Origin of the sequence: Nitrospirillum iridis, from assembly GCF_014205765.1 — a bacterium.
Taxonomy (GTDB): domain Bacteria; phylum Pseudomonadota; class Alphaproteobacteria; order Azospirillales; family Azospirillaceae; genus Nitrospirillum; species Nitrospirillum iridis.
In genome coordinates, this window is the sequence record NZ_JACIIZ010000006.1 from 1 (window position 1) to 25,155 (window position 25,155).

At 68.2% G+C, this 25,155-nt stretch carries 21 protein-coding genes; 5 read left to right on the forward strand and 16 right to left on the reverse strand.

Annotated features, from left to right (window positions below; genetic code table 11):
- Positions 1–91: 91 nt before the first annotated feature.
- A complete protein-coding gene (locus FHS74_RS11695; protein WP_184800606.1) occupies positions 92–3,193 on the reverse strand; it encodes a phosphoenolpyruvate carboxylase in 3,102 nt (1,033 codons plus the stop codon).
- 411 nt (positions 3,194–3,604) lie between these two features.
- Between FHS74_RS11695 and FHS74_RS11700 the strand changes: the two genes are divergently transcribed.
- Entirely contained in the window at positions 3,605–5,467 is a 1,863-nt protein-coding gene (locus FHS74_RS11700; protein WP_184800608.1) for a CYTH and CHAD domain-containing protein, read from the forward strand.
- 15 nt (positions 5,468–5,482) lie between these two features.
- On the opposite strand, the gene FHS74_RS11705 is transcribed toward FHS74_RS11700, so the two are convergent.
- The 3 genes from FHS74_RS11705 to FHS74_RS11715 form a co-directional block, all read right to left on the reverse strand.
- The gene (locus FHS74_RS11705; protein WP_184800610.1) at positions 5,483–6,181 is read right to left on the reverse strand and encodes an HdaA/DnaA family protein; all 699 of its coding nucleotides are present in this window, start codon (positions 6,179–6,181) and stop codon (positions 5,483–5,485) included.
- 63 nt (positions 6,182–6,244) lie between these two features.
- Complete coding sequence (locus FHS74_RS11710) at positions 6,245–7,399, reverse strand: AI-2E family transporter (protein ID WP_184800612.1); 1,155 nt, start codon at positions 7,397–7,399, stop codon at positions 6,245–6,247.
- An 89-nt stretch (positions 7,400–7,488) separates the two neighbouring features.
- Entirely contained in the window at positions 7,489–8,691 is a 1,203-nt protein-coding gene (locus tag FHS74_RS11715) for a DUF2066 domain-containing protein (protein ID WP_184800614.1), read from the reverse strand.
- A 213-nt stretch (positions 8,692–8,904) separates the two neighbouring features.
- On the opposite strand from FHS74_RS11715, the gene purM reads away from it, so the two are divergent.
- Positions 8,905–9,972, forward strand: coding sequence for a phosphoribosylformylglycinamidine cyclo-ligase (gene purM / locus FHS74_RS11720; RefSeq protein WP_184801181.1), 1,068 nt, complete (start codon positions 8,905–8,907; stop codon positions 9,970–9,972).
- A complete protein-coding gene (purN, locus tag FHS74_RS11725; RefSeq protein WP_184800616.1) occupies positions 9,960–10,637 on the forward strand; it encodes a phosphoribosylglycinamide formyltransferase in 678 nt (225 codons plus the stop codon). The genes purM and purN overlap by 13 nt, the downstream gene beginning before the upstream one ends.
- 58 nt (positions 10,638–10,695) lie before the next feature.
- Here the strand turns inward: purN and FHS74_RS11730 are convergent, their stop codons facing one another.
- Both FHS74_RS11730 and FHS74_RS11735 read right to left on the reverse strand, forming a co-directional pair.
- On the reverse strand, positions 10,696–11,046 hold the full coding sequence (locus FHS74_RS11730) for a hypothetical protein (RefSeq protein ID WP_184800618.1): 351 nt from the start codon (positions 11,044–11,046) through the stop codon (positions 10,696–10,698).
- Positions 11,047–11,120: 74 nt separating this feature from the next.
- Positions 11,121–11,573, reverse strand: a complete 453-nt coding sequence (locus FHS74_RS11735; protein ID WP_184800620.1) for a MarR family winged helix-turn-helix transcriptional regulator — start codon at positions 11,571–11,573, stop codon at positions 11,121–11,123.
- Between the two features lie 120 nt (positions 11,574–11,693).
- Between FHS74_RS11735 and FHS74_RS11740 the strand changes: the two genes are divergently transcribed.
- A complete protein-coding gene (locus FHS74_RS11740; RefSeq protein ID WP_184800622.1) occupies positions 11,694–13,196 on the forward strand; it encodes an FAD-dependent oxidoreductase in 1,503 nt (500 codons plus the stop codon).
- Between the two features lie 100 nt (positions 13,197–13,296).
- A complete protein-coding gene (locus tag FHS74_RS11745; protein WP_184800624.1) occupies positions 13,297–13,524 on the forward strand; it encodes a hypothetical protein in 228 nt (75 codons plus the stop codon).
- A gap of 138 nt (positions 13,525–13,662) precedes the next feature.
- Here FHS74_RS11745 and FHS74_RS11750 read toward each other — a convergent pair whose 3' ends face one another.
- The 10 genes from FHS74_RS11750 to FHS74_RS11795 form a co-directional block, all read right to left on the reverse strand.
- Positions 13,663–14,013 carry a tRNA-binding protein gene (locus FHS74_RS11750; RefSeq protein ID WP_184800626.1) on the reverse strand — a complete coding sequence of 117 codons (351 nt, stop codon included), beginning with the start codon at positions 14,011–14,013 and terminating at the stop codon, positions 13,663–13,665.
- Between the two features lie 116 nt (positions 14,014–14,129).
- Complete coding sequence (locus FHS74_RS11755) at positions 14,130–15,590, reverse strand: NCS1 family nucleobase:cation symporter-1 (protein WP_184800628.1); 1,461 nt, start codon at positions 15,588–15,590, stop codon at positions 14,130–14,132.
- Between the two features lie 105 nt (positions 15,591–15,695).
- Positions 15,696–17,156 (reverse strand): dihydropyrimidinase, encoded by a 1,461-nt coding sequence (hydA, locus tag FHS74_RS11760; protein ID WP_184800631.1) that lies wholly within the window; start codon positions 17,154–17,156, stop codon positions 15,696–15,698.
- Positions 17,157–17,335: 179 nt separating this feature from the next.
- Positions 17,336–18,034 (reverse strand): TetR/AcrR family transcriptional regulator, encoded by a 699-nt coding sequence (locus FHS74_RS11765; protein WP_184800633.1) that lies wholly within the window; start codon positions 18,032–18,034, stop codon positions 17,336–17,338.
- A gap of 41 nt (positions 18,035–18,075) precedes the next feature.
- Positions 18,076–19,332, reverse strand: coding sequence for a Zn-dependent hydrolase (locus tag FHS74_RS11770; RefSeq protein ID WP_184800635.1), 1,257 nt, complete (start codon positions 19,330–19,332; stop codon positions 18,076–18,078).
- Between the two features lie 29 nt (positions 19,333–19,361).
- Entirely contained in the window at positions 19,362–20,648 is a 1,287-nt protein-coding gene (gene preA / locus FHS74_RS11775) for an NAD-dependent dihydropyrimidine dehydrogenase subunit PreA (protein WP_184800637.1), read from the reverse strand.
- A gap of 17 nt (positions 20,649–20,665) precedes the next feature.
- On the reverse strand, positions 20,666–21,982 hold the full coding sequence (locus FHS74_RS11780; RefSeq protein ID WP_184800639.1) for an NAD(P)-dependent oxidoreductase: 1,317 nt from the start codon (positions 21,980–21,982) through the stop codon (positions 20,666–20,668).
- A 139-nt stretch (positions 21,983–22,121) separates the two neighbouring features.
- Positions 22,122–23,417, reverse strand: a complete 1,296-nt coding sequence (gene aptA / locus FHS74_RS11785) for an omega-aminotransferase AptA (protein ID WP_184801183.1) — start codon at positions 23,415–23,417, stop codon at positions 22,122–22,124.
- A gap of 412 nt (positions 23,418–23,829) precedes the next feature.
- The gene (ndk, locus tag FHS74_RS11790) at positions 23,830–24,252 is read right to left on the reverse strand and encodes a nucleoside-diphosphate kinase (protein ID WP_184800641.1); all 423 of its coding nucleotides are present in this window, start codon (positions 24,250–24,252) and stop codon (positions 23,830–23,832) included.
- 277 nt (positions 24,253–24,529) lie between these two features.
- Positions 24,530–25,126 carry a TetR/AcrR family transcriptional regulator gene (locus FHS74_RS11795; RefSeq protein ID WP_184800643.1) on the reverse strand — a complete coding sequence of 199 codons (597 nt, stop codon included), beginning with the start codon at positions 25,124–25,126 and terminating at the stop codon, positions 24,530–24,532.
- Positions 25,127–25,155: the final 29 nt, after the last annotated feature.

Consider the following 25,155-nt stretch of genomic DNA (forward strand, 5'->3'; position numbering starts at 1 on the left):
ATATGACTTGCCCATGATCCACCTCCGATAAAGATGAATCACATTCGACCTTCAATGGGAATCCTCTGATTCCGACTTCTGGTGCGATGCTCTAGCCGAAGAAGCCGATGCGCTGGGTGATGCCGTTGCCCACGCGGCGCACCAGGTCGTAGAGGTTGGCGATGGGCTTGAAGATGCGCTCGTTCTCCTGACCATAGTTCTGGCTGTCGTCGCTGGCGTAGGTCGCCGTCTCGCCGAAATCGCCATCGCCGGCCGCCTCACCCGTCACCGGGAAGATGCGGGACAGCAGGTCCAGCGCCCAGGGCACGTCCAGCTGCATCAGGCGGGCCAACAGGCGGCGGTGGGTGATGTTGTGCTGGCTGGAGAACTGCGGCACGTGGGTCGCGCGCAGGAACACCTCCTGGATCAGGGCGATGCGCAGGGCGTGCAGGACCAGCAGGCCGTTGCTGAGCGCCTCATCGGGCGGCGGCACCTGGCCCGGCACCGGCTGGCGTTCCACCCGGGCCAATCCCTCCTCCAGGATGTCGAAGTCGCGGTAGAGCTTGCGGAAGATGCGGATCAGGCGGCTGTGGAGGGGGTTGTCCTCCAGGATGCCGGCCAGGCGCCGCATCTCCTCCACCCGGGCGGGATCGGCGGTATGCGCCGCGCGCAGCAGCCAGAAGGCGGGGTCCAGGGTGTCGATATAGGCCTTCAGCGCATCCGGGCTGGCGATGGCCACGCCGTATTCCACCATGCCCATCAGCTGTCGGAAGCGGGGTGAAGCGCGGTACAGGTCGGCGAAGTGCTCCGGATCCTTGTCGATGGCCTCGCCCACGCCGCTGACGGTGTTCGCCGGCAGGCCCATCTGCTGCAGGATGGCGTTGTGGGGGATGGCGCGGAACTGCGAGGCGCGGCTCTGGTCCACATCGTCGGCGTTGCCATCGTGCTGGCGCTTGATGGCCCGGCTGCCCGAGGGATAAAGCAGGTTGGTGCCCAGCGCCGACAGCAGCGCGCCGTAGTTCGGGTCCTCCACCAGCGACACTTGGAACTGCTTCACCGTGGTGAAGAATTCGCGGATGTAGTCGGCGTCGCCGTAGAACGGGTCGTCGTCCAGCGTGGCGTGCTTGCCCCCCAGCATGTGTTCCAGGATGCGGGTGACCACCGCCAGCGCCCCCGGCGGGGTCACGAAGTAGAGATAGCCGTCGCCGCCCTGGAAGCTGACCTCCTGCTTGAAGGCGATCTTGTGGTGGCTCATGAACGACAGGGTGGCCGGCGCCGCGACATAGGCCAGCCGCTCCGGGAAGCCCGCCGGGTGGGCGCCACGGCCGATGGATTCGCCGTGGGTGTCGAAGATCACCAGTTGCACGCCATCCAGGCGGTGGCGGGTGAACAGACGGGCGATGCGCAGGCGCAGGCGCTCGATGCTGGCCGATGCGGGCGTCTGGCCCAGGTAGCGGCCGGCGTCGGAGAAGCCGGTCTGGATGCACAGCCGCCCCCGGCGCTTCACGTAGTCACGGTAGTGCGGGTTCTCCAGCAGTTGCTCGATCACCCGGCTGCCCACCTCCAGCGCGCGCTCCGTCTCGAACAGCGGACTGATGTCCACCTTGTCCGACACCCCGAACAGGCGCGCGTAATAGAGGGCGGTGAGCACGGTGAATGCGGATTCCGACTCCGCGATGAGGAAGCGGACCGGCACCGAGGCGTCGGCGTACTTCAGCATCTGGGCCACGACCATGAACAGCCGCTTGGCCGAGGTGCGCTCCGCAATGATGCTGCCGAAGTTGATGCGGGCGGGCCGCACCTCGTCCAGCAGGCCGGAGATGGCGGTGAGGTAGGACTGACGATAGCGCGGATCGTCCGGCGCGGTTTCCATGCCCACCGTCTTGCGCACGGCGTTGTGCAGCTGGGTGGCGTTGATGCGCACATGGGTGTGAGCCTGGCCCAGGCCGTAATTGGCCAATTCCGCCTTCAGGATGGCCAGGCGGTGCACCACCTCATGGCCCTTCTTCTCGCCCTTGCCCCCCTCTTTTCCGGCGGATGTCGCGAGACGGATGGCGCGCTCCACCTGCTCGATGGCGTGTGCCGCCTCCACCAGGCGCAGGGGCAGGCCTTCATGCATGCGCCGGGCGATGGTCTCGATGTCCTTCTGGCTGGCCTCCTGCCCGAAGGCGGCGATCTCATCCGTCACCTGGGCGATGGCCAGCGCCAGGCGGGATTCCAGCAGATCCAGGACATTGCGCAGGTCCTCCTGCACCGGGGCCACCTTGCGGATGCCCTGCACCTCGGCCAGGTAGTGGCGCAACTGGCCCACCTGCACCACCAGGCGCTTGTGCAGGGTGTCGGACCAGCGGATGTCCGACCGGCCGTCCAGGTCATAGCCGACCCAACTGGCCACGGTCAGCAGCCGGGGCGTCAATTCCGACCATTGGTCCGGGTAATGGGCCCGCGCCACGTCCAGCACGATGTCATAGACGGTGCGCAGAGCGGCCTGGATGTTGGTGATGGCCTCCAGCGACAGCCGATGTTCATCGATCAGCGACAACTCACCCGGGCGCAGCTCCGCCGACGCGACCGAGGCGATCAGGGCCTGGCGCGCGGCGGCCGTCAGCGGCACGCCGGCGTGGTCCCGCCCGGTGGCCAGCTGGGCCATGGCGTCCATCAACGTGCCCGTCAGATTGAACGTCGGGTGCGCGGTGATGACGATGCCGAAGATCTCCTTCTCCACCTGGCCGCGGAAGGCGTCGAACGCCGCCGTCTTGCCCTCGGCATCCACCGCCAGCCGCTCGATCAGGGCGCGGATGCGGGCGGCGTTGGCGGCGGGATCAGCCTCCCCCAGATAGGCGCCCAGGCGCCGGGCGCGGGCCAGGAAGCCCTCCGCGCCCAGATACTGGATGGCCTGCTCCACCGCCGCCAAATCCAGTTCCCCGTCGTGGAGGCGGCGGGACACGTCCAGCGCCAGCAGGGAGACGGGGTTGGCGAAGGGATCGGCGTCGGCCAGCTCGGTATAGCGCTTCAGCCGCGTCACCAGGTCGGCCGTCAGGCCCACGGCATCGCCCCTGTCCGCCGCCGGGCCTGAGCTGGTGAACTTGGCGACGGGTCGGGCCAACAGGGGACCGGCCTTGGCGAGCGCCGCCAGGGCCGCGACATCGGCCGCCTTCACGTCCACGCCGGGGGTGGCCGTGGCAGTGGTTTTGGGGGTCTTCGCCGGCGTCACTGTCTTGTCCGGGGACTGCCCGGAGTCGGTGGACTTTTCAGCGGACTTTTCAGCAGCCCGCGACGCTGCCAGCGATGACGTCATGATGGTTCAATGCCCAGTTTGGTTGCTCATCCCTGCCGCGCCGGACCGCCTGTTCCCATCGGGCCGCGTCCGACCGGTGCCAAGGACGACTGGGAAGCATTCCGAGTCATTATCCTACCTCGCACTGGCGAAAACGGCTGCCAGGGTGGGGGCCGATCGGGGGGTGGACCAAGGTGGCGATTTATTGTGACGCAACGGAGCGCTCAGACTATCGCAACTGTGCGCTGCAAAGCAACATGGCGGAAATAATTTTACCGTTCGCCCTGAATCGATGTAATTCCGCAACACGGCTTTAACGTAAGCCCCATCTTCGGTTATCCATGCGGGATGACGACAGGCCCCGCCCGCCCCCCATCGACCATCAGCGGCTCCGACCCCTCGCCCGAGGCGTCGGAACCTGACGCTGTCCTGGCCGGCGCCGGGATCGCCCAGCCGATACCCGATTCCCCGGCGCCCACGTCCCCGGCACCCAGGCCGCCGACCAAGCGCGCGCTGGCGGTGCGGGAGGTGGAGGTGAAGCTGGCGGCGACGCCGGCCGCCCTCGGCCGCCTGCAAGCGCTGCCCTTGCTGGCGCGCCTGGCCGATGGTCCGCCCGCCCATCGCCACCAGGTCACGACATATTATGACACCCCTGATCTGGCGCTGGCCGCCCACGGCCTGGCCCTGCGCGTGCGCCGGCAGAGCGGCCAAGGGGGCGGGAGGCGGGTGCAGACCGTAAAGACCTGGGCCTCGGACGCCGGCACCGCCGCCGCGGCCGGCCGGCGGGAATGGGAATGGGAATTGCCGGTGGACGGTGACGGGCCGGACCGGGCCCTGCTGCCCGCCACCCTGGCGGGGCTGCTGACGGAAGCGCAATGGGCGGAGGTGGCCCCCCGCTTCGCCACCGATATCCGGCGCACCGCCCTGCTGCTGCACCCCGACCCACGCACCACGGTGGAGATGGCCCTGGACCAGGGGGAGGTGAGCCTGTCCGTCCCGGGTGCCGGCGACGACACCACCTGGCCGGTGGCCGAGGTGGAACTGGAATTGAAGGGCGGACGCGTCGCCGCGCTGTTCGAGGTGGCGGCGGCCCTGCACCACCACGTGCCCTTGCGCCTGACCACGGGCAGCAAGGCGGACGCGGGCCTGCGGCTGCTGACGGGCCGCCCGGCGACAGCCATCGCACCCCATGCGTCGTCCCTGACGCCGGTGAGCACGGTGGCCGAAGGCTTCCGCCACACGGCACGCCTGGCCCTGGGCCACCTGCTGGAAAACGCGACCGTCCTGCTGGAAAGCGGTGACGTTCAGGCCGTGCGGCAGATGGCGGCGGCCAGCCGCCGGCTGGATACCGCCCTGCGGCTGCTGCGCCTGGTTATGGCCCTGCCTCCGGCGGCCCCCGCCCTCACCAACCCGCAGGGCGAAGCGGCGGAGTCCCTGCGGCGGCGGCTGACCACCCTGCGCACCCTGTTGGAAACCGCCCGCGGCTGGGACCGCCTGGCCGAGCGCGTCGCCCTTCTGCCAGACCGCAAAGGTGCGGCTGGCCTGAGCCGGCGTCAGCGCCTGGCCCTGGACCACGCCGCCGGCCAAGCCCGCCGGCGGTTGACCAAACATCTGCAGGGCGCCGGCCACACCGCGCTGGTGCTGGACCTGGCCGCCTGGATCGAAGGCGGCGGCTGGGCCTGCCCGGCCTTGGACCAGCCGTTGAAAGCCGTGGCCCCCCGCCTGCTGGCCGATTTGCAGGACAAGGTGGCCAAGGCCCTGACGCGGCTGGACCTGCCTCCCCCACCGTCCCCCGGCGCCAAACCGACCCCCATTACGACCAAGGCCGCAACGCCCGACGCCGACGCCCTGGAACGCCTGCGCCGCCGGGTCCAGCGCCTGCATGAGATGGCCGAGGTCTGCCGCGGCCTCTACCCCGTGACCGCCGCCAAGCCCAAGACGCCCAAGGGCACCAAGGGAGCCGGTACCAAGCGGCCGGCCGCCGACCCATTGGCGCCACTGATCCGCCTGCATGCCGCCGCCACCGCCCCGGCCAGCGCCCGCCAGGCCGCACGGCTGGTGGCGCAGCTGGCGAAGACCACCGGCCCCGGGGCCCGCAGCACCCGCCTGCTGTCACGGCTGGCGCAGGAAGAGGCGCTGGCCCTGGCCAAACTGCCGGCAACCTGGCGCGGTTATAGCCGGCGGCGCATGTTCTGGACGGTGGGGCGGTAACGCTACTGCCGGCCCCTATCCCTGCGCCGGCTTGTCCTTGGGCTCCAGCACCTGCCGGCAGAAGGCCACGGTGATGGGCTTCTTGGCGGCCAAGGCCGCGCGGTCCAGCAAGGCGACCGTGCGGCGGGCACCGTCGAAGGAGCGCTCAGTGTGGGTCATCAGCCAGGCGATGACATCCTCCCCCACCCGTACCTGGCGATCATCGAACAGCTTGACCAGCACGGCCATGAGCAAAGCGTCGTCGGGGGCGGCCATGCCGACCGCCGGGGCGGCGACGAGGCGGGAGCGCAGGTCCGGCAGGCGCAGGGTCCAGTTGACGGGGGCGTAGTGGGCCAGCAGCAGCAGCTGGCCGCCCGCCTCCTTGGTCAGGTTGTAGAGGTGCAGCAAGGCGCGCTCCCGCGCCGCGTCGCCCGAAACCTCATGGGTGCGGTCGATGACGGCGGTGCGGGTGGGCCCCAGCAGATGCGGCACCTCCGCCGGAACCAGATCCTCCGGCCCCAGCAACGGCGCGCGCGAGCGGGCGCGCCATACCTGGGCCAGGTGGCTTTTGCCGCAGCCCGGCGGGCCGTACAGCACCAGGGCCGGCGCCGGCCAGTCGGGCCAGGCGTCCAGCCAGGCCACCGCGTCGGCGTTGCCCGGCGCCACCAGGAAGTCGGCCTCCCCCATGGCGGAACGGTGCCCCAGATCCAGGGGCAATTGTCTCAAGTCGGCCATGATCCCAGGGTCTTGAACGGCGGCGTGCACTGTGGGCGGAACGAACGGGGGGCGGCACCGGGCTCAGGGAACCGGGGGCGAGGCCCCGGCATCCATCCCCGGCGGGACCAAGCCTTCCTGGGCCGGATCCGCGCGCGGCACCTCCACCTCCGGAGGCACGCCGGTGTAATAGCTGCTGGCGAGGTATTGGCGCAATGCGAAGCGCACCAGCACCCCGATGATGGCCGCCACCGGCACCGCCAGCAGCACGCCGGTGAAGCCGAACAGGCTGCCGCCGGCCAGCAGGGCGAACATGACCCAGACGGGGTGCAGCCCCACCTTGTCGCCCACCAGCTTGGGCGTCAGCACATACCCTTCCAGCAGGTGACCCAGGACGTAGAGCGCCACCACCAGCCCCTCCCGCCACACATCGTGGAACTGGAACAGGGCCACGCCCACGCTGGCGCCGAAGCCCACCACGGTGCCGACATAGGGGATGAAGGACAGGATGCCGGCGATCAGGCCGATGACCAGGCCGAAGTTCAGGCCCACCGCCGTCATGGTCAGCGCGTAGAAGGCGCCCAGCGCCAGGCAGACAGTCGCCTGGCCGCGGACGAATCCGGCCAGCGTCCGGTCCACGGCCCGCAGCTGCTCGCGGATCACGCCGGCATATTCGCGCGGCAGCCAACCGTCCAGGGTCGCCACCATGCGGTCCCAGTCGCGCAGCAGGTAGAAGGCCACCACCGGCGTGATGAACAGCAGGGAGATGAGACCGAACAGGGCGGCGCCGCCGGTGAACAGGTTCTTGATGAAATCGGCGCCCCAGCCCACCAGCGTGCCGGCATATTCGCTGGCGGCGCCGCGCAGCCGCTCGATATCGTCCGGTGGCAAGGCCGCGATCAGGCTGCGGACGCGCTGCATGGTCTCATCCCTGGCCCAGGTGATGATGGCCGGCAGGCTTTCGATCAATTGGCCAACCTGTTGCTGAATCAGGGGCACCAGCAACAGGATGCCCAGCCCCACCACGATGATGAAGACCAGCAGCACCACGCACGTGGCGGCCAGGCGGGGCATGCCGAAGCCCTCCAGCCGGTCGGCCACGGGGTCCAGCAGATAGGCGATTGCCATGCCAGCGACGAACGGCAGCAGCATGCCGCGCAGCAGCCAGATAAAGGCGACACCCAGCGCCAGCCCGATCAGCCAGAACCTTATCTGCCGCCCCACATGTGTCTCCGCCATCGTTCCCCCGACAAGCCCCTGAAGAGTGATCCGGCCGAACTGTAGCAGACAAGGCGCTGAATTCAGGCAGCCTTATGCCGGCGGCGACGTCAGGATCCGGCCAGACCGATCTGATAGCGAACCTCCGCCGGGCCCGGGCCGGCCGCAGGCTCCGCACCCGTCGCCGGCACGGCGGGCAGTTCCGACAGGATCAGGTCCCGCTGGGCCAAGGCCGTCTTCAGGTGGGCGACGTCACCCAACACCGTCAGGGTCAGCAGCGCCTCGGTGGTCTTCAGGGCCGTGGTGTCGACCTGGATCACCATGGGCACGCCGGCCAGGCGGCGGCGCACCTCCACCAGGGTGACCAAATCGGTCACCGGCACGCGCACGGCGACCTGGCCCGATAGATGGGCATCCACCACCACGCGGCGTTTCCACCCCTCCTCCACCCGGTCGACCACCGTGGCCACGGCCAGGCCCAGGGCCGGCGGCGGAACGGCGGCCCCCGGGACTGGCGCCGGGGCGTCGGCCGGGGCCGGAAGGGCGCGGGCGACGAACGCCGCCTGCGGCACCGTTTCAGGAGACGACAGCCCCTCCCCCGGAATGAAGATGCTGAGCGTCAGCTGGTAGCCCTTGGTGGCGTCGCCCTCCAGCCGCGCCAGCACCACCTGGCCGGCACCATGGCGGGCGGCGATGCGGGCCAGCACGGCCCCCAGTGTTCCAGGATCGGGGGTCAGCGCCGCCTTGGCCGGCAGGTCATTCTGGTCCGCCTGCTCCGGCGGGGCCAGGGTCACCGGCACCAGCCCGTCGACCGTCCCCATCTGCGCCCAGGCCTGGCGCCAGGGACCATCGGTCCACAGCGACGGCTCCCCGCCCGTGGCGTCCAGCGGCAGGACCAGGGCCGGCTTGCCTATCATCTCGGCATAGCGCACGCCGTTCTGCTGCAACAGCTGGCGCACGGCGCTGGGGCGGAAGCGGACGGTGAAGCGGCCGACATAACGGACGGAGGAGGCGCGCTCCTGCTCCAACTCGAAGCCCGACACCAGGGACTCCAGTTCCCCCTGGCTCACGGCCGGGGGCTGGTGGCCGTCGGCGGCGGGCGTCAGCTTGCGGAACAGGCGGGTCAGCGCCTCGCGCTGGGCTTGCAGGATGGCCTGGTCACGGGCCTGGTTGGCGTTGGCCGCGGTGACGTCGACCTCCACCCCCCGCTCCAGGAAGGCCTGCTCCGCCGCGGTGTCCGCCCTGCCCGCCTCGGCCCGGGCGGTTCCGGCAACCATCACGGCGGTCAGCGCCCCCATGGTCAACGCGCCCATGGCCGAAGCCAGGAAAAGCGCGCCCCGGAACCCGGTTCGGCGCAAGAGGGGGATGCAGCGCTGCGGCATTGCAAAGCCTTCCGATATTGCTATGTTCGGCGCCGAAACCGGGTGGGTCACGGCGCCGTCTCACAAGGACGGCCGTGGGTGGCGGCGTTGACGCCGGCCGCCCTGGCGGACGCCCCTTCTTAGCCCAGGCCCTGCGAGGACGCCATAAGCACCTATTCGTACAAGGACGCCGGTGTTGATATCGACGCGGGCAACGCCCTGGTCGAGGCGATCAAGCCCCTGGCCAAGTCCACCGCGCGCACCGGCTCCGACGCTGGCCTGGGCGGCTTCGGCGCCCTGTTCGACCTGCGCGCCGCCGGCTTCACCGACCCGCTGCTGGTGTCCACCACCGACGGCGTCGGCACCAAGCTGAAGGTCGCCATCGACGCCAAGCGCCATGACACGGTCGGCATCGACCTGGTGGCCATGTGCGTCAACGACCTGGTGGTGCAGGGTGCCGAGCCCTTGCTGTTCCTGGATTATTTCGCGACCGGAAAGTTGGACGTGGCCGCCGGTCGCGCCATCGTCGCCGGCATCGCCGAGGGTTGCCGCCAGGCCGGCTGCGCCCTGGTGGGGGGTGAGACGGCCGAGATGCCGGGCATGTACGCCGACGGCGACTATGACCTGGCCGGCTTTTCCGTCGGCGCCGTGGAACGCAGCCAGGTGCTGACCGGCGCCGGTGTCGCCGCCGGCGACGTGGTGCTGGGCCTGGCGTCCAGCGGCGTGCATTCCAACGGCTATTCCCTGGTGCGCAAGCTGGTCTCCGTCTCCGGCCTGTCGTATGAGGACGCCGCCCCCTTCGCCCCGGGCAAGACCCTGGGTGAGGCGTTGCTGACCCCCACCCGCATCTATGTGAAGAGCACGCTGGCCGCGGTGCGCGCCGGCCTGGTGAAGGCCATGGCCCACATCACCGGCGGTGGCCTGATCGAGAACATTCCCCGCGTGCTCCCCGATGGCCTGGGCGTCACGCTGGACGCCAACGCCTGGACCCTGCCGCCGGTGTTCCGCTGGCTGGCTGGCGTGGGCAACATCGCCGACCTGGAACTGGCCCGCACCTTCAACTGCGGCATCGGCATGGCCGTGGTCGTCCCCGCCGACAAGGCGGACGAGGCGATATCCGTCCTGACCCAGGGGGGCGAGACCGTCACCCGCATCGGCCAGGTGGTGGCCGTGGGTCCGGAAGCCGCCCATCGCGTCACGGTGACGGGCACGGACAAGGCATGGCACGCCTGAACGACGGGGCGCCCGGCCGTAGGCTTAAGCTGGGCGTCCTGATCTCCGGCCGGGGCAGCAACCTGCAGGCCCTGCTGGACGCCGCCACCGTCCCGGATTTCCCGGCGGCGGTGGCGCTTGTCCTGTCCAACAAGGCGGATGCCGCCGGGCTGGAGCGGGCGCGCGCCGCCGGCATCCCGGCCCTGGCCCTGCCGCACAAGGACTATGCCGACAAGCCGGCCCATGAGCAGGCCATGACCCGCGCGCTGGAGGATGCCGGCGTGGAGCTGGTCTGCCTGGCCGGCTTCATGCGCCTGTTGTCGCCCTGGTTCGTGGACCATTGGCGTGACCGGCTGATCAACATCCACCCGTCGCTGCTGCCGGCCTTCCCCGGCATCGACACCCATCAGCGTGCGCTGGACGCCGGCGTGCGCTTCCACGGCTGCACCGTGCACTATGTGCGCAGCGAAGTGGACAGCGGCCCCATCGTGGCCCAGGCGGCCGTGCCGGTGGCCCCGGACGACACCGCCGAGAGCCTGGCAGCCCGCGTGCTGGCGGCGGAGCATCAGATCTACCCGCTGGCTGTGCGCCTGATCGCGCAGGGCCAGGTGACGGTGGAGGGCGACCGCGCCCGGATGAGCGGCCCGCTGGTCCAGCCGGCCACGGCACTGAACCCCGCAGGCTAAAATGCGATCGGTTCACATGGAAACATCTGAACCGTGAATCGCACGACGGAACAATAGCTCAGCCCGGCACGGCCGGCACCTCCTGCCGCAGGTCGGGTTCGTTGTGGATGAAGGTGAGGCTCAGCGCCGCCGTCACCTCGACATCCGGGTCGCGGGCCGTCTGTCCCCGATCCACCAGGCTTGCCCGGCTTTCGTCATCCAGGACCACCCCCGCCGCCGCCAGGGCAGCCCCCCAGCCGGCCAGGCTTCCGGCGGGAATGGTGAAGCGCAGCGTGATGGCGATGTTGGAAAACCGGGTGCTGTCGGCCAGCCAGCCGCCCGCATCCGTGATGGCATCGATGACCGCCGTGGTGGCTTGGTGACGGTCCCGACGGGTCACGCCCGCCAGCATGAGAATTCGCGCCCTCATGGGCTTGCCTACCTTCGATGTTCAGGCGGTCGATGTTCAGGCGGTCCCCGACAAGCGGTCACGCCGGCCGGGGATCAGCCGCCGCCCTCTTCCTTGACCCACACCTTGGCGTCATCCGCCAAGCGCCGCAACAGATGGGTCAGGGTGGCCTTTTCCTCTTCCGTCCAGTGGGCCAGCACCGACGCGTACATGCGGCTGCGTGCCTGGCCGATGGCATCGACCATGGCCTGGCCGGCGGGGGTCACCACCGCCTCGCGCACGCGGGCGTCGGTGTCCCCCGCCCGCCGACGCACCAGCCCCAGGCTTTCCAGCTTCGCCACCTGGCGGCTGACCGTGGAATGGTCCCGGCCGACCAGTTCCGCCAATTCCACGACGCCGATGGGTCCCCGCAGACCGACGCGCACCAGCAGGGGAAACAAGGCGCGGTCCAAGGACACGCCGGCCAGTTTCAGCAGGTGCTGATCAGGCTGGGGTCGGTTGACCACCCCCACCAAATCCATCAGCGCTTCATGCAGATCGTTCTTCATGCGTGCATTATGCACATTTTCCTTGCTGCCCGTCCAGTCTGCGGATATATGTGCATTATACACGGATATCACGTCCGCTCGTCAAAATATGTGCATCGCGCACACATCAAGGAAGAAGCCATGGACCGTTTCGACACTGACATCCTGATCGTGGGCGCCGGCGCCGCCGGCCTCACCCTGGCGCTGGACCTGGCACGGCGGGGCGTCGATTTCCAACTGGTGGAAAAGAACCTCAGTCCCTTCCCCGGCTCCCGCGGCAAGGGACTGCAACCCCGCAGCCTGGAGGTGTTCGAGGATCTGGGCGTGCTCGCCGACCTACAGGCCGTGGGTGGCCCCTACCCCACCGTCGTGACCTATGACGGCGCGCAAGCGGTCCGCACCCAGGTGCATGACGCCGTGGCACCCACCCCGGCGGAGCCTTACGGGAGTCCGCTGATGGTGCCCCAGTTCCAGACCGAAGCCGTGCTGCGCCGCCATCTGGCGGTCCTGGGCCACACCCCGGCCTTCGCCTCCGAACTGGTGGCCTTTGACCAGGATGCCGACGGCGTCACCGCGCGCCTACGTACCACCGAGGGGGAAGCCACCGTGCGCGCCCGCTATCTGATAGGCACCGACGGCGGCCGCAGCTTCGTCCGCCACGCGCTGGACATCGGCTTTCCCGGCGAGACGCAGCCCTTCCGCGCCATTATCGGCGACATGCCCATCGCCGGGCTGGACTTCGGCGCCTGGCACCGCTGGTACACACCCGACGCCCTGTTGGCGCTCTGCCCGCTGGCCGGCACCACCCTGTTCCAGGTGGTGGCCCAGGTCACCGACGAGGTGACACCCACCCTGGATTTGGTGCAAGACATCGTCCGCACCCGCAGCGGCCGGGACGATCTGGTGGTGGGGGAACCCACCTGGCTGTCCACCCTGCGCGTCAACTTGCGCCTGGCCGACCGCTACCGCGTGGGTCGTGTCTTCATCGCCGGCGACGCCGCCCATGTGCATCCGCCCACCGGCGGCCAGGGCCTGAACACCAGCGTACAGGATGCCTATAATCTGGGCTGGAAGCTGGCCGCCGTGCTGAAAGGCGCGCCCGACAGCCTGTTGGACAGCTACGAGGCCGAGCGCCGCCCCATCGCCGCCCATGTCCTGGGCCTCAGCGGCCGGCTGCTGGGCCAGGTCGGCCAGCCGGAGGGGATGCGCCGGGGCCGGGAGATGCGGGAACTGGACCTGACCTACCGCGGCGGCCCCCTGGCGCCGGACACCCCTGCGCGGCCTGGCCGCGTGCAGGCCGGCGACCGCGCGCCCGACGCCCCTTGCCGGGCGCGGAACGGCACCTCCACCCGGCTGTTCAAGGCGTATCAGGGCCCACACTTCACCCTGCTGGGCTATGGCGCGGCAGTGGCGGACGTAGCGGCCGGCCTGCCCGGCGTGACGGCCCTCTCGGTCGCGCCGCAGGGCGGCGGCGAAGACGCGGATCTGGTGGACGACTCCGGCCACATCCGCGACGCCTACGATATCGCCCCCGGCACGCTGCTGCTGGTTCGGCCGGACGGCTACGTCGGCGCGCTGACCGACGACCCCGCCGCCCTACGCGACACCCTGAGCCGCTGGCTGGGCGTCACAACCAAGGCGTGACCTGAACCGTTCGCCGGACAACGCGGCCCCTTGCCAGCGGACGGGTTTGTGCATAAACCAGAGGAAACGGGTTTGGTCTCGGCATAAGGGAGGGCTTGATATGGCCAGTGCTCACGGCGGTGCGGTCGCGGTCAGCGACGTTGTGGTCAAGGAACATGCCGAGGGCTGGCATGCGTTCACCCGCTTCGTGACGGCGGGCATCATCGCCGTCGTCCTCCTGCTGCTGATGTTCCTGGCGCACTTCGCGCTGGGCTGGGGCTTCTCCATGTTCCTGATGATCGTCGGCGACATCATCCTGGTCCTGGCCCTGCTGCTGGGCAAGGTGTAGCCCCCCCCTTGCAAGCATCCTGATCCCGCCGACGGACGGCGGGCCTTCACGCCGGTTCCCATCGGCGCTTTCCGTAATTCGTGCGTCACGAACCCCCGGAAGGCGCCGACGTGTTTTCAGCCCTTGAGAGCCACGGCCTCAGTACACCGTTTCCCCCGGCGGCACGGCCGACCAGGGGGTCAGCACGATGACGTTACCCTCGGCATTGCGGGCGCCCAGGATCAGGACTTCCGATTGGAAGCCGGCGATGTTGCGAGCGGGGAAGTTGCAGACGCAGACCACCTGGGCCCCCACCAGATCATCGGGCGCATAGTGGGTGATCTGGGCGCTGGACCATTTGACACCCAGCTCGCCCAGGTCGACCGCCACCTTGTAGGACGGGTTGCGCGCCTTGGGAAAGGGCTGCACCTCCACCACCCGGCCGACGCGAATGTCCAGGTTCAGGAAATTCGCCACCTCTGCTGGTGGTTTCAGGGGGGCGACCGCCATCGTCTTCTCCTCGCGCCAGGTCATGCACAGGGCGCGGAGTATGGCAGGGGCCGTCCTGGCGGTCTTGGCCCAGGCTGCCGAATCCTGGGCCAAGACTCCCATTGATCACAGGACCATCAGGCCGGCCGGCGCATCAGCGCCGCATAGACGGCGGTGGCGATGAACAGGCCGGTGAACCAGGCATAGCTGTAAATGGCCTGGAAAAAGGCCGGCACACCGCCGAACGTGGCGGGGAAGGCCGCGTGCAGGAAGCCTGGGATGTTGGGCAGCACGGCGGCGGCGAAGGCCAGCAGCGCCGTCAGGTTCCAGCCGCCGTTGTAGGCGTAGGGTCCGTTGAGGTCGAACAGCCCCTCCAGGCTCAGCTTCGCCCGCCGCACCAGCCAGTAGTCGGCCAGCATGATGCCCAGCAGCGGCCCCAGCAGGGCGCCATAGCCCAGCAGCCAGGTGAAGATATAGCCCTGGGTGCTCTCGATCAGCTTCCACGGCATCATGATGACACCGATGGCGGCGGTGATGTAGCCGCCACGGCTGAAGTTCACCGCGCGGGGGAAGATGGCGGCGAAATCATAGGCGGGGCCCACGGTATTGGCCGCCAGGTTCACACACAGCGTGTCGATGACGATGATGGCGAGGCCGATGGCCACCGCGATGCCCTCCATCCGGCCCGCCAGGTCCACCGGATCCCAGATGGCCTTGCCATAGACGGTGATGGTGGCCGAGGTCACCGCCACGCTGATGAAGGCCAGGCCCGCCATGGGCAGGGGCAGGCCCAGCGCCTGGCCCTGGTACTGGTCCTTCTGGCTGCGGGCGAAGCGGGTGAAGTCCGGGATGTTGATGGCCAGGGTGGACCAGTAGCCCACCATGGCGGTCAGGCCCGGCAGGAAGGCCACCCAGAACCCACCCTCCTTGGCGCCACCGGGGCCGAACTGCGATTGCGCGGACAGCAACGTGCCCCAGCCGCCGGCTTTGTCATAGGCCCACCACAGCAAGGCCAGGACGATCAGGATCTTCAGGGGCGCCGTCACCGTCTCCACCCAGCGGATGGAGTCGGGGCCCTTGGCGATGAAATAAAGGTGCAGCGCCCAGAAGATCATGAAGCAGACCAGCTGGCCGGCATTGATGCCGATCCAGCCCAGCCTGGCCCCCTCCAGCGCGCCGGCGGTCAGTATGTTGCCGATGGCGTAGATGGCGCTACCGCCGACCCAGCATTGGATGCCGAACCAACCGCAGGCGATCAGCGCGCGCAGCAAGGCCGGCAGCTTGTTGCCGCGCACCCCGAAGGAGGAGCGAACGATGACGGCGAAGGGCACGCCATACTTGGCGCCGGAATGCCCCACCAGCAGCATGGGCACCAGCACGATCAGGTTGCCCAGCAGCACGGTGCCCACCGCCTGCCACGCCGACATACCCTGCTCGATGAGGCCCGACGCCAGCATGTAGGACGGGATGCACATCACCATGCCCACCCACAGCGCCGCGAAATGCACCCAGCGCCAGGTACGGTGGGCCGCGTCCACCGGCGCCAGATCCGCGTTCCAGATTTCCGACGCCGTGTCGACGCCGCTGCCCGTACCCATTCTTGCCCCCAGTCCAACCTTATGGTTGCTTATACCCCTGGCGACGCCGTCCCCGTTTTCGCTTTTTATTATGTGCGCAAATTATTCTGTACGCGAAATGGCGTCTCAGCCCCGGTCGACTCCTTCAGGCCTCAGCGCCTCGCGCCGCTTGGCGGCGGCGTCGAAGCCCGGCGCGAAGGCCGGGCGGTTGACGTAGCGGCCGGCGCCCCGCACGGCCCGCAAATCGCCATCCTGCCAGGCGATCTGGCCAGCGGTCAGGGTCACGCGCGGCAGGCCCCGCACCTCCATGCCCTCGAAGATGTTGTAGTCCGCGTTCTGGTGGTGGGTCCTGGCGGAGATGGTCTTGGTGGCCGCCGGATCCCACACCACCAGATCAGCATCGGCACCGACAGCCACCGTTCCCTTGCGCGGATAGATGTTGAAGATCTGGGCGGCGTTGGCCGAGGTGACCTTCACGAACTCGTTCATCGTCAGGCGGCCGCTGTTCACGCCGTGGTGCCACAGCACGGCCATGCGATCCTCCACCCCGCCGGTGCCGTTGGGGATGCGGGAGAAATCGTTGCGGCCGGCGGCCTTCTGCGGCGCGCAGAAGCAGCAATGGTCGGTGGCGGTGGTGTGCAGGGTGCCGGACTGCAGGCCGTGCCACAAGGCGGCCTGATGCTCCTTGGGCCGGAAGGGCGGGCTCATGACATGGGCGGCGGCCACGTCGAAATCCGGGTGGCGATAGACGCTGTCGTCCACCAACAGGTGCCCGGCCAGCACCTCGCCATAGACGCGGTGGCCATCCATGCGACCGCGCGCGATGGCCTCCAACGCTTCGCGACAGCTGACATGCACGATGTAGAGCGGTACGCCCAGCACCTTGGCGATCTGGATGGCGCGATTCGCCGCCTCCCCCTCCACCGCCGTGGGGCGGGACAGGGGATGGGCCTCCGGCCCGGTCAGGCCTTGCGCCAGCAGCTGCTTTTGCAGCTGGAACACCAGCTCGCCGTTCTCGGCGTGAACGGTGGGCATGGCGCCCAGTTCCAACGCCCGGCTGAAGCTGTTCACCAGCACCTCATCATCGCACATGATGGCGTTCTTGTAGGCCATGAAGTGCTTGAAGCTGTTAACGCCATGGTCGCGCACCAAGGTGCCCATGTCGGCATGCACGCTCTCATCCCACCAGGTGATGGCGACGTGGAAGGAGTAATCAGCCGCCGCCTTCTCGGCCCAGCCGCGCCAGGTGCGGTAGGCCTCCATCACGTTCTGCTTCGGGTTGGGGATGACGAAGTCGATGATCATGGTGGTGCCGCCGGCCAAACCGGCCGCGGTGCCGCTGTAGAAATCGTCGCTGGCCACCGTGCCCATGAAGGGCAGCTGCATGTGGGTGTGCGGGTCGATGCCGCCTGGCATGACGTAGCAGCCGCCGGCATCCACCACCGTGACCCCCGTCGGCGCCTCCAGATCCGGCCCCACCGCCCTGATCACGCCGCCCTCGGCATAAACGTCGGCGCGGAAGGTCTGGTCGGCGGTGACGACGGTGCCACCCCAGATCAGGGTGCGGGCGGTGGGGGTGGCGGTCATAGGGTCATCTCCCGTTCTCTTTCAGTACGCCCTCTGCCAGTACGCCCTCAGGCGCCGGGCGCCGCCATCCGGCGGCTTGGATTCCTCATTTTCCAGTCCGCTACGCTCCCCGGAAAACTCCGGCGGACGCGATCGCGTCCTACAACGGCATGAGCCAAGGCTCACGCCGTTGACATATCTCAGGTGCTCGGCAGGGACAGCCCCGCCCCGCGCAGGATGAAGCGCACGACCTCGGCCGTGATGGTGTCGAAGTCGCGGCGGGTCAACTTTTTGCGCCCCAGCACGGCACGGACCTGGGCGTCGAAGTCGGCGTAATGCTGCGTCACCGCCCAGATGAAAAAGAAGAAGTGCCGGGTGTCCACCGGCGCCATGCGGCCTTCCGCGATCCAGCCGTCCAGCACCGCCGCCTTCTCGTCCACCAGGCTCTTCAGATCGGCGGTCAGGAAGCCCCAGATCTCCTCGGCGCCATGGATGATCTCACCGGCGAAGACCTTGGACACCACCGGCCGGTCACGCGTCGCCCGCATCTTGGCGCGGATATAGCCCGCCAGCGCCTGGGCCGGGTCACTGTCCGGCGTGACATGGGCCAGCGGGTCCAGCCACTGCTTCAGGATGTCGGCCAGCACAGCGCGATAGAGGTCACGCTTGGTGCTGAAATAATAGTGCACATTGGCCTTGGGCAGCCCCGCCCGCAGCGCGATGGCCGCCGTGGTGGCACCGCCATAGCCTTGCTCCGCGAACACCTGCTCCGCCGCCGTCAGGATGCGCCGCAGATTCTCCCGCCGAATTCCACCCTCCGGCGCCGCGGCCGCCACGTCCGCCCGTACCGTCCCACCCGCTTTTTCCTTCCGGGGAACGCCCCCTGACGCTTGCGCCATGTGTACTCCCAACACCCGTACCGTTTTAGTCGGAACGCGGGTCAGGCAGCATCGGCCTTCGCCACCACGGCCCGCAACAGAACATTGCACCCGGCTTCACACCATTCCGGATGCGCATGTTCAATCTCGTTATGGCTGATGCCGTCGACACAAGGAATGAAGATCATCGATGTCGGGGTCACACGCGCCAGGTAGCAGGCGTCATGCCCCGCCCCGGACACCATGTCGCGGTTGCTGTAGCCCAATTCGGCGACGGCGCCGCGCACGGCCTCCACGCAACCGGCGTCGAACTTCACCGGGGCGTAGTACCAGATCTGCTCGAATGCCGTTTCCAGGCCGATGTCCTCGGCGACTCGTGTAACCGTGTTACGCAGCTTGGCGTCCATCTCCGCCAGCACCGCGTCGTCGGGGTGGCGGAAGTCGACGGTGAAGAACACCCGGCCGGGAATGACGTTGCGCGAATTGGGATGGATCTGCATCAGGCCCACGGTGGCGCAGGCGTAGGGCGCATGCTCCAGCCCAATGCGGTTCACCGCCTCGACGATGCGGGCGGCACCCAGCAGGGCGTCGCGCCGGCGGCTCATCGGCGTGGGGCCGGCGTGGGCCTCCTGCCCCGTGAAGGTGATCTCATACCAGCGCTGGCCCTGGCAGTCGGTGACCACGCCAATGGTCTTGTCCTCCGCCTCCAGGATGGGGCCCTGCTCGATATGGGCCTCGAAATAGGCACCCAAATCCCGGCCGCGGATGGGGGCGTCGCCGGCATAGCCGATGCGGGCCAACTCCTCCCCCATGGTCTTGCCGTCCAGATCCTTGCGCGACAGGCCGTACTCCAGGTCGAAGGTGCCGGCGAACACGCCCGAGGCCACCATGGCGGGCGCGAAGCGCGACCCTTCCTCATTGGTCCAGGCCACCACCTCGATGGGCGCCTCGGTCTGGTAGTTCAGGTCGTTCAGGGTGCGCACCACCTCCAGCCCGGCCAGCACGCCATAGACGCCGTCGAACTTGCCACCCGTCGGCTGGCTGTCGAGGTGGCTGCCCATCAGGATGGGCGGCAGGGCGTTGTTGCGGCCGGGGCGGCGGGCGAAGATGTTGCCGATGGCGTCCACGGTGATGGTGCAGCCGGCGGCCTCGCACCACGCGACGAACAGGTCGCGGCTCTGCTTGTCGAGGTCGGTCAGCGCCAAACGGCAGACGCCGCCCTTGGGCGTGGCGCCGATCTTGGCCATTCCCATCAAGCTGTCCCACAGGCGGCCGCCGTTGATGGCGACGTTCGTGCCGAACTTCGTTTCCGTGGTCATGGATAAGACGCTCCCTTATTCGGCGGCCCTTATTCGGCGGCTTGCGGCGGCTGGACGCGCATCGGGTTGCCGGGATGCTCCGGCCAGGTCAGGTAGGGCAGGCCGTTGGCCTGCGGGTGCATGGTGATGCATTCCGGCACCGGGCAGACATGGGCGCACAGGTTGCAGCCCACGCAGTCCTCATCCACCACCTCGAACAGCCGTTTGCCGTCGCCGGGCAGGATGCGGATGGCCTGGTGCGAGGTGTCCTCGCAAGCGATGTGGCAACGGCCGCAGTCGATGCACAGATCCTTGTCGATCTTCGCCTTGGTAACGAAGTTCATGTTGAGATCGTTCCAGTTGACGACGTTCCGCACCGCCCGGCCCTGGAAGTCGGCCAGGGTGCGATAGCCCTTCTCATCCATCCAGGCGGACAGACCATCGATCATGTCCTCAACAACGCGGAAGCCATAGACCATGGCGGCGGTGCAGACCTGGACCGAACCGCAGCCCAGCGCCAGGAACTCCGCCGCGTCGCGCCACGTGCCGATACCGCCGATACCGGAGATGGGCAGGCCATGGGTCTCGGCGTTGCGCGCGATCTCCGCCACCATGTTGAGCGCGATGGGCTTCACCGCCGGCCCGCAATAGCCGCCGTGGGTGCCCTTGCCGTCCACCGTGGGGGTGGGCGCCATGGCGTCCAGGTCGATGGAGGCGATGGAGTTGACGGTGTTGATCAGCGACACGGCGTCGGCCCCGCCGCGCTTGGCGGCCTCCGCCGACCACAGCACGTTGGTGATGTTGGGCGTCAGCTTGACGATCACCGGCAGGCGGGTGGCGTTCTTCACCCAGCGGGTCACCTGCTCCACCATTTCCGGCACCTGGCCGATGGCGGAGCCCATGCCACGCTCACACATGCCATGGGGGCAGCCGAAGTTCAGCTCCAGCCCATCGGCACCCGTCGGCTCGATCCGGCGGGCGAGGCCGGCCCAGGCCTCCTCCGTCATCACCGCCATGAGGGAGACGACCATGGCACGGTCGGGCCAGGCCTTCTTCACCGCCGCGATTTCCCGCAGGTTCACCTCCAGCGGGCGATCGGTGATCAGTTCAATGTTGTTGAAGCCGATCAGGCCGCGATTGCCGTCCAGCAGGGCGCCATAGCGGCTGCTGACGTTGACCACGGGGGGATCCTCGCCCAGGGTCTTCCACACCACGCCGCCCCAGCCGGCCTTGAAGGCGCGGACGACGTTGTATTCCTTGTCCGTCGGCGGGGCGGAGGCCAGCCAGAACGGATTGGGCGATTTGATGCCGGCGATGGTGCTGCTGAGATCGGCCATGGGTCGTCCCTCCCCGTTCAAGCCTTGAGGTAGGCGTCGATGGCGAAAGCCGCCGCCTTGCCGTCCGCCACGGACTGCACGGTCAGGTCCTCACCGCTTTTGATGCAATCGCCGCCGGCGTAGACGCCGGGCAGGCTGGTGGCGAGATGCCCGTCCACCTGGATGCGACCGCCGGCCAGGGCCAGGCCGTCCAGCCCGCCCGCCACCAGCTTCTGGCCCACGGCCTTCAGCACCACGTCGCAGGGCTCCGTCACCCGCTCGCCGGTGCCGATGAGGCGCCCGCCTTCCATCACCATCCGCTCGAACTCGACGGCGGTGACGGCCCCGCCCATGCCCTCGATCGCGCGGGGCGCCAACCAGGTGCGCAGAACCACGCCCTGGGTACGGGCCAGATCCTGCTCGTGCCCGGTGGCGCCCATCTGGGCGGAACCACGGCGATAGGCCAGGACCACATCGGCGGCGCCGGCGCACAGCGACTGGATGGCGGCGTCGATGGCGGTGTTGCCGCCGCCGATGACCACCACGCGGCGGCCGGCAAGCTCCACCGGCGGCGCGGTTTTCTGGCGCAGGGCGGCGATGACGTCCACCGCGGCCACCACGCCGGCCAGATCCTCGCCCTCCACGCCCAAGGTGTTGGTGCCGGCGAGGCCCAAGCCCAGGAACACGGCGTCGAAATCCTGGCGCAGTTCGGTCAACGTCACATCACGCCCCAGCGCGACGCCCGTCTTCACCGTGATGCCGCCCAGGGACAGGATGAAGTCCACCTCGCGCTGGGCGAAGTCATCCACCATCTTGTAGGCGGCCAAGCCGTATTCGTTGAGGCCGCCAGCCTTGGCCCGCGCCTCGAACACCGTGACCTCATGGCCCAGCATGGCCAGACGGTGGGCGCAGGCCAGGCCCGCCGGGCCGCCGCCCACCACCGCCACCCGCTTGCCCGTGGGCGCCTGGCGGGCGAAGGGCTGAACCCCCGCCGTGAACAGCGCGTCGGTGGCGTAGCGCTGCAGGCGGCCGATCCGTACCGGCTCGCTTTCCGCCTTGTTGCGCACGCAGGCCTGTTCGCACAGCACCTCCGTCGGGCAGGCACGGGCGCAGGTGCCGCCCATGATGTTGGCGTCCAGGATGGTGCGGGCGGCCCCCTTCACATTGCCGGTGCCGATCTTGCGGATGAAGCCCGGAATGTCGATGGCGGTCGGGCAGGCCGTCACACAGGCGGCCTCATAGCAATACAGACACCGGCTGCTCTCGGCCATGGCCTGCAGGGCGGTGAAGGGGGAAACCAGGTCCCGGTCCAGACCCAAGGCGCCCCCCGGGGCGGCCCCATGAACGCCACTCATCTACAGCTCCCGTCCTTGCCGCCGCCGGGACGGTCGTGCGTTCCCGGCGGCCCTGTTCCAAAGGTACGCGTGTCGCAGGCGTATGCCCTTGATTCTTTTTATTAACAAGCCCGCCCATGCCCGTGGGCGGGGAATCCGCTCACGGCAGGTCGCGCAGAATGTCGGCCAGAATGCCGAAGATCTGGTCGATATGGTCCTTCTCGATGATCAACGGCGGCGACAGCGCGATGATGTCACCCGTGGTGCGGATCAGCAGCCCCTTGTCGAAGGCCCGCAGGAAGGCCTCGAAGGCCCGCGCGGTGGGTTTGCCGGCGATGGGTTCCAGCTCGATGCCCGCGATCAGACCCAGATTGCGCACGTCGATGACGTGGGGCAGGCCGCGCAGGCTGTGCGCCGCCTCCTGCCAGTACGCCGCCAGGTCCGCGCCACGGGTCAGCAGCCCCTCCTCCTTGTAGATCTTGAGGGTGGCGAGGCCGGCGGCGGTGGCCAGCGGATGGCCGGAATAGGTGTAGCCGTGGAACAGCTCGATGGCGTTCTCCGGCCCGGTCATGAAGGCGTCGTAGATCGCGTTCTTGAAGAACACGGCCCCCATGGGAACGGTGGCGTTGGTCAGGCCCTTGGCCGCCGTGATGATGTCCGGCACCACGCCGAAATAGTCGGTGGCGAAGGGCGTGCCCAGGCGGCCGAAGCCGGTGATGACCTCATCGAAGATCAGCAGGATGCCGTGGCGGTCGCAAATGGCCCGCAGCTTTTCCAGATAGCCCTTGGGCGGCAGCAGCACGCCGGTGGATCCGGCCACCGGCTCCACGATCACGGCGGCGATGGTGGAGGCGTCATGCAAGGCGACGATGCGTTCCAAATCGTCGGCCAGGTGGGCGCCCCACTCCGGCTGGCCCTGGGTGAAGGCCTGGTGGGCCTTGTCATGGGTGTGCGGCAGGTGGTCGACGCCGGCCAGCATGGGGCCAAAGAACTTGCGGTTGGTGACGATGCCGCCGACGGAGATGCCGCCGAAGCCCACGCCGTGATAGCCGCGTTCCCGCCCGATGAAGCGGGTGCGCGTCCCCTCCCCCCGGGCACGGTGATAGGCCAGCGCCACCTTCAGCGCCGTGTCCACGGATTCGGAGCCGGAATTGGTGAAGAACACCTTGTCCATGCCGGTGGGCAGCAGGGCCGACAGTTGCGCCGCCAGCTCGAAGGCGCCGGGATGGCCCATCTGGAAGGCGGGGGCGTAGTCCATGGCCGCCACCTGGTCCTGCACCGCCTTGACGATTTCCGGGCGGCAGTGGCCGGCGTTCACGCACCACAGGCCGGCGGTGCCGTCCAGCACCTGGCGCCCGTCATCGGTGGTGTAGTGCATGTCCTTGGCGCCCACGAACAGGCGCGGCGCCTTCTTGAACTGGCGGTTGGCCGTGAACGGCATCCAGAAGGCGTCCATGTTGTTGGGCACGCTTCCGGACCCGCGACCGTCCGGGGCCGCGAAAGGGATGGAGGGGTGGACGCCGAAGCCGTCGTGACGCTGTGCCAAAGCCGCTCTCCCACAAGCGCCCAGCCCCTGTCGGCCAGGCATTCCCGCGATTATAGCCCGTGATTTATGAGAAGGAGAGTGACACGATTTTGACCATTTGGTCAGGATTTTTTGGCCCACGGCCAGAAAAATGCGCGAATTCGCGCCAACCCCATGGCTGCCTAATCCAGCGGCAAAATCCGATCGCTTCCACCTCTCCACAATCCGGATCGCCCGCGCGGACAAGCCCGGAGGCCCCCCATCGCGATCCTGCCCCTAAGAAAAACGGCCCCGAGATCACTCCCGGGGCCGCTTCCTAAATCATCATCCGTGACGCCGGCGATCAGCCGACGATCTCGGTACCGGCGAAGAAGTAGGCGATCTCGATCTTCGCGTTCTCCAGGCTGTCGGAGCCGTGGACGGAGTTGGCTTCGATCGATTCGGCGAATTCCTTGCGGATGGTGCCGGCGTCGGCGTTGGCCGGGTTGGTGGCGCCCATGATCTCGCGGTTGCGGGCCACGGCGTTCTCACCCTCCAGGATCTGCACGACAACGGGGCCGGAGGTCATGAAGGCCACCAGGTCGCCGTAGAACGGACGGGCGGCGTGCACTTCGTAGAACTTCTCGGCCTGCTGCTTGGACAGCTGGACGCGCTTCTGGGCAACGATGCGCAGACCGGCTTCCTCGAACTTGGCGTTGATCTTGCCGGTCAGGTTGCGACGGGTGGCGTCGGGCTTAATGATCGAGAAAGTCTGTTCGACGGCCATGGCCGGATCTCCTGGGATTTGAAGTCTGGAATTTGAAGTACGGAATCTCGAAAGTGGCGGCGTTATATACGGGCGCACGCGGGGCTGCAACGCCCGACGTCGCCCCGCCACCCCAATGCGCGCCGCCCTCCCATGCGAACGGCACGGAACATCTGGCCCGCGCCGCGCCGTACTGAAATGGCCCCGTCGGCAAGGCCGTCTGAAAACCATCGCAGCGCGGACTCTTGCTCCTCCAACGGCACCGGTTGCCAGAGCTTCTGTGAACGTCGGGGGAACTTTAATCAGTCCCCGTCAGGTATCGCCTGACGATCGACCGGGCGATTTCCTTGGAGTCGATGTCTCCGGCGAAAAACTCGTAATTGCCCCCACTGGCAAGCGATGCAACGCCTTGCAATGCCGCCCACAGGGCGACGACAGCTTTCTGCCTTGCCAAGGCGTCGGTAAAGAGTGGGGCGATCGCCGTGGCGACAATCTCAATCAATCGCGCGCGCGGACGAGAATAGGATTCGGGAACCGCTTCTCCCGGCCGGGGCGGTTGCTTCAACAGTGCCGCCCAGAGCCGTGGGTTCTTGAGGACGAAATCGACATACTTTTCGGCGATCGCCAAGGCGTTCTCGAGCGTGCCCGGCACATGGGCGGCCATGACCGCGTCAAGTTGATCGGCCATCTCCGTCAATGTCGTCGCGTTGACCTGGCGTAGCACCGCCTCCAGATCACCGACGGCATTGTAGATGCTGCCGGGCGCATACCCGATCAGGGCGCCCATCTTGCGCATGGTCACGGCTTCGGCACCCTCCTCCACGACTATCTTTCGCGCCGCTTCCAGCACAAGTGCCGCCAACTCATCGCGGGAATGATCGGATCGTCTGGCCATGGATGCTCCAAAAAATATATTGAACGATG

Excerpts from the sequence above, each read along its gene's own strand:
- FHS74_RS11730 (WP_184800618.1), bottom strand. The coding sequence starts at position 11,046 with ATGAGGGCGCGAATTCTCATGCTGGCGGGCGTGACCCGTCGGGACCGT.
- FHS74_RS11735 (WP_184800620.1), bottom strand. The coding sequence starts at position 11,573 with ATGAAGAACGATCTGCATGAAGCGCTGATGGATTTGGTGGGGGTGGTC.
- hydA (WP_184800631.1), bottom strand. The coding sequence starts at position 17,156 with ATGACCGCCACCCCCACCGCCCGCACCCTGATCTGGGGTGGCACCGTC.
- FHS74_RS11710 (WP_184800612.1), bottom strand. The coding sequence starts at position 7,399 with ATGGCGGAGACACATGTGGGGCGGCAGATAAGGTTCTGGCTGATCGGG.
- FHS74_RS11770 (WP_184800635.1), bottom strand. The coding sequence starts at position 19,332 with ATGACCACGGAAACGAAGTTCGGCACGAACGTCGCCATCAACGGCGGC.
- purN (WP_184800616.1), top strand. The coding sequence starts at position 9,960 with ATGGCACGCCTGAACGACGGGGCGCCCGGCCGTAGGCTTAAGCTGGGC.
- FHS74_RS11740 (WP_184800622.1), top strand. The coding sequence starts at position 11,694 with ATGGACCGTTTCGACACTGACATCCTGATCGTGGGCGCCGGCGCCGCC.
- FHS74_RS11705 (WP_184800610.1), bottom strand. The coding sequence starts at position 6,181 with ATGGCCGACTTGAGACAATTGCCCCTGGATCTGGGGCACCGTTCCGCC.
- FHS74_RS11795 (WP_184800643.1), bottom strand. The coding sequence starts at position 25,126 with ATGGCCAGACGATCCGATCATTCCCGCGATGAGTTGGCGGCACTTGTG.
- preA (WP_184800637.1), bottom strand. The coding sequence starts at position 20,648 with ATGGCCGATCTCAGCAGCACCATCGCCGGCATCAAATCGCCCAATCCG.
- FHS74_RS11745 (WP_184800624.1), top strand. The coding sequence starts at position 13,297 with ATGGCCAGTGCTCACGGCGGTGCGGTCGCGGTCAGCGACGTTGTGGTC.
- FHS74_RS11700 (WP_184800608.1), top strand. The coding sequence starts at position 3,605 with ATGACGACAGGCCCCGCCCGCCCCCCATCGACCATCAGCGGCTCCGAC.
- FHS74_RS11715 (WP_184800614.1), bottom strand. The coding sequence starts at position 8,691 with ATGGGCGCGTTGACCATGGGGGCGCTGACCGCCGTGATGGTTGCCGGA.
- FHS74_RS11755 (WP_184800628.1), bottom strand. The coding sequence starts at position 15,590 with ATGGGTACGGGCAGCGGCGTCGACACGGCGTCGGAAATCTGGAACGCG.
- FHS74_RS11750 (WP_184800626.1), bottom strand. The coding sequence starts at position 14,013 with ATGGCGGTCGCCCCCCTGAAACCACCAGCAGAGGTGGCGAATTTCCTG.
- aptA (WP_184801183.1), bottom strand. The coding sequence starts at position 23,417 with ATGGACGCCTTCTGGATGCCGTTCACGGCCAACCGCCAGTTCAAGAAG.
- ndk (WP_184800641.1), bottom strand. The coding sequence starts at position 24,252 with ATGGCCGTCGAACAGACTTTCTCGATCATTAAGCCCGACGCCACCCGT.
- FHS74_RS11780 (WP_184800639.1), bottom strand. The coding sequence starts at position 21,982 with ATGAGTGGCGTTCATGGGGCCGCCCCGGGGGGCGCCTTGGGTCTGGAC.
- FHS74_RS11765 (WP_184800633.1), bottom strand. The coding sequence starts at position 18,034 with ATGGCGCAAGCGTCAGGGGGCGTTCCCCGGAAGGAAAAAGCGGGTGGG.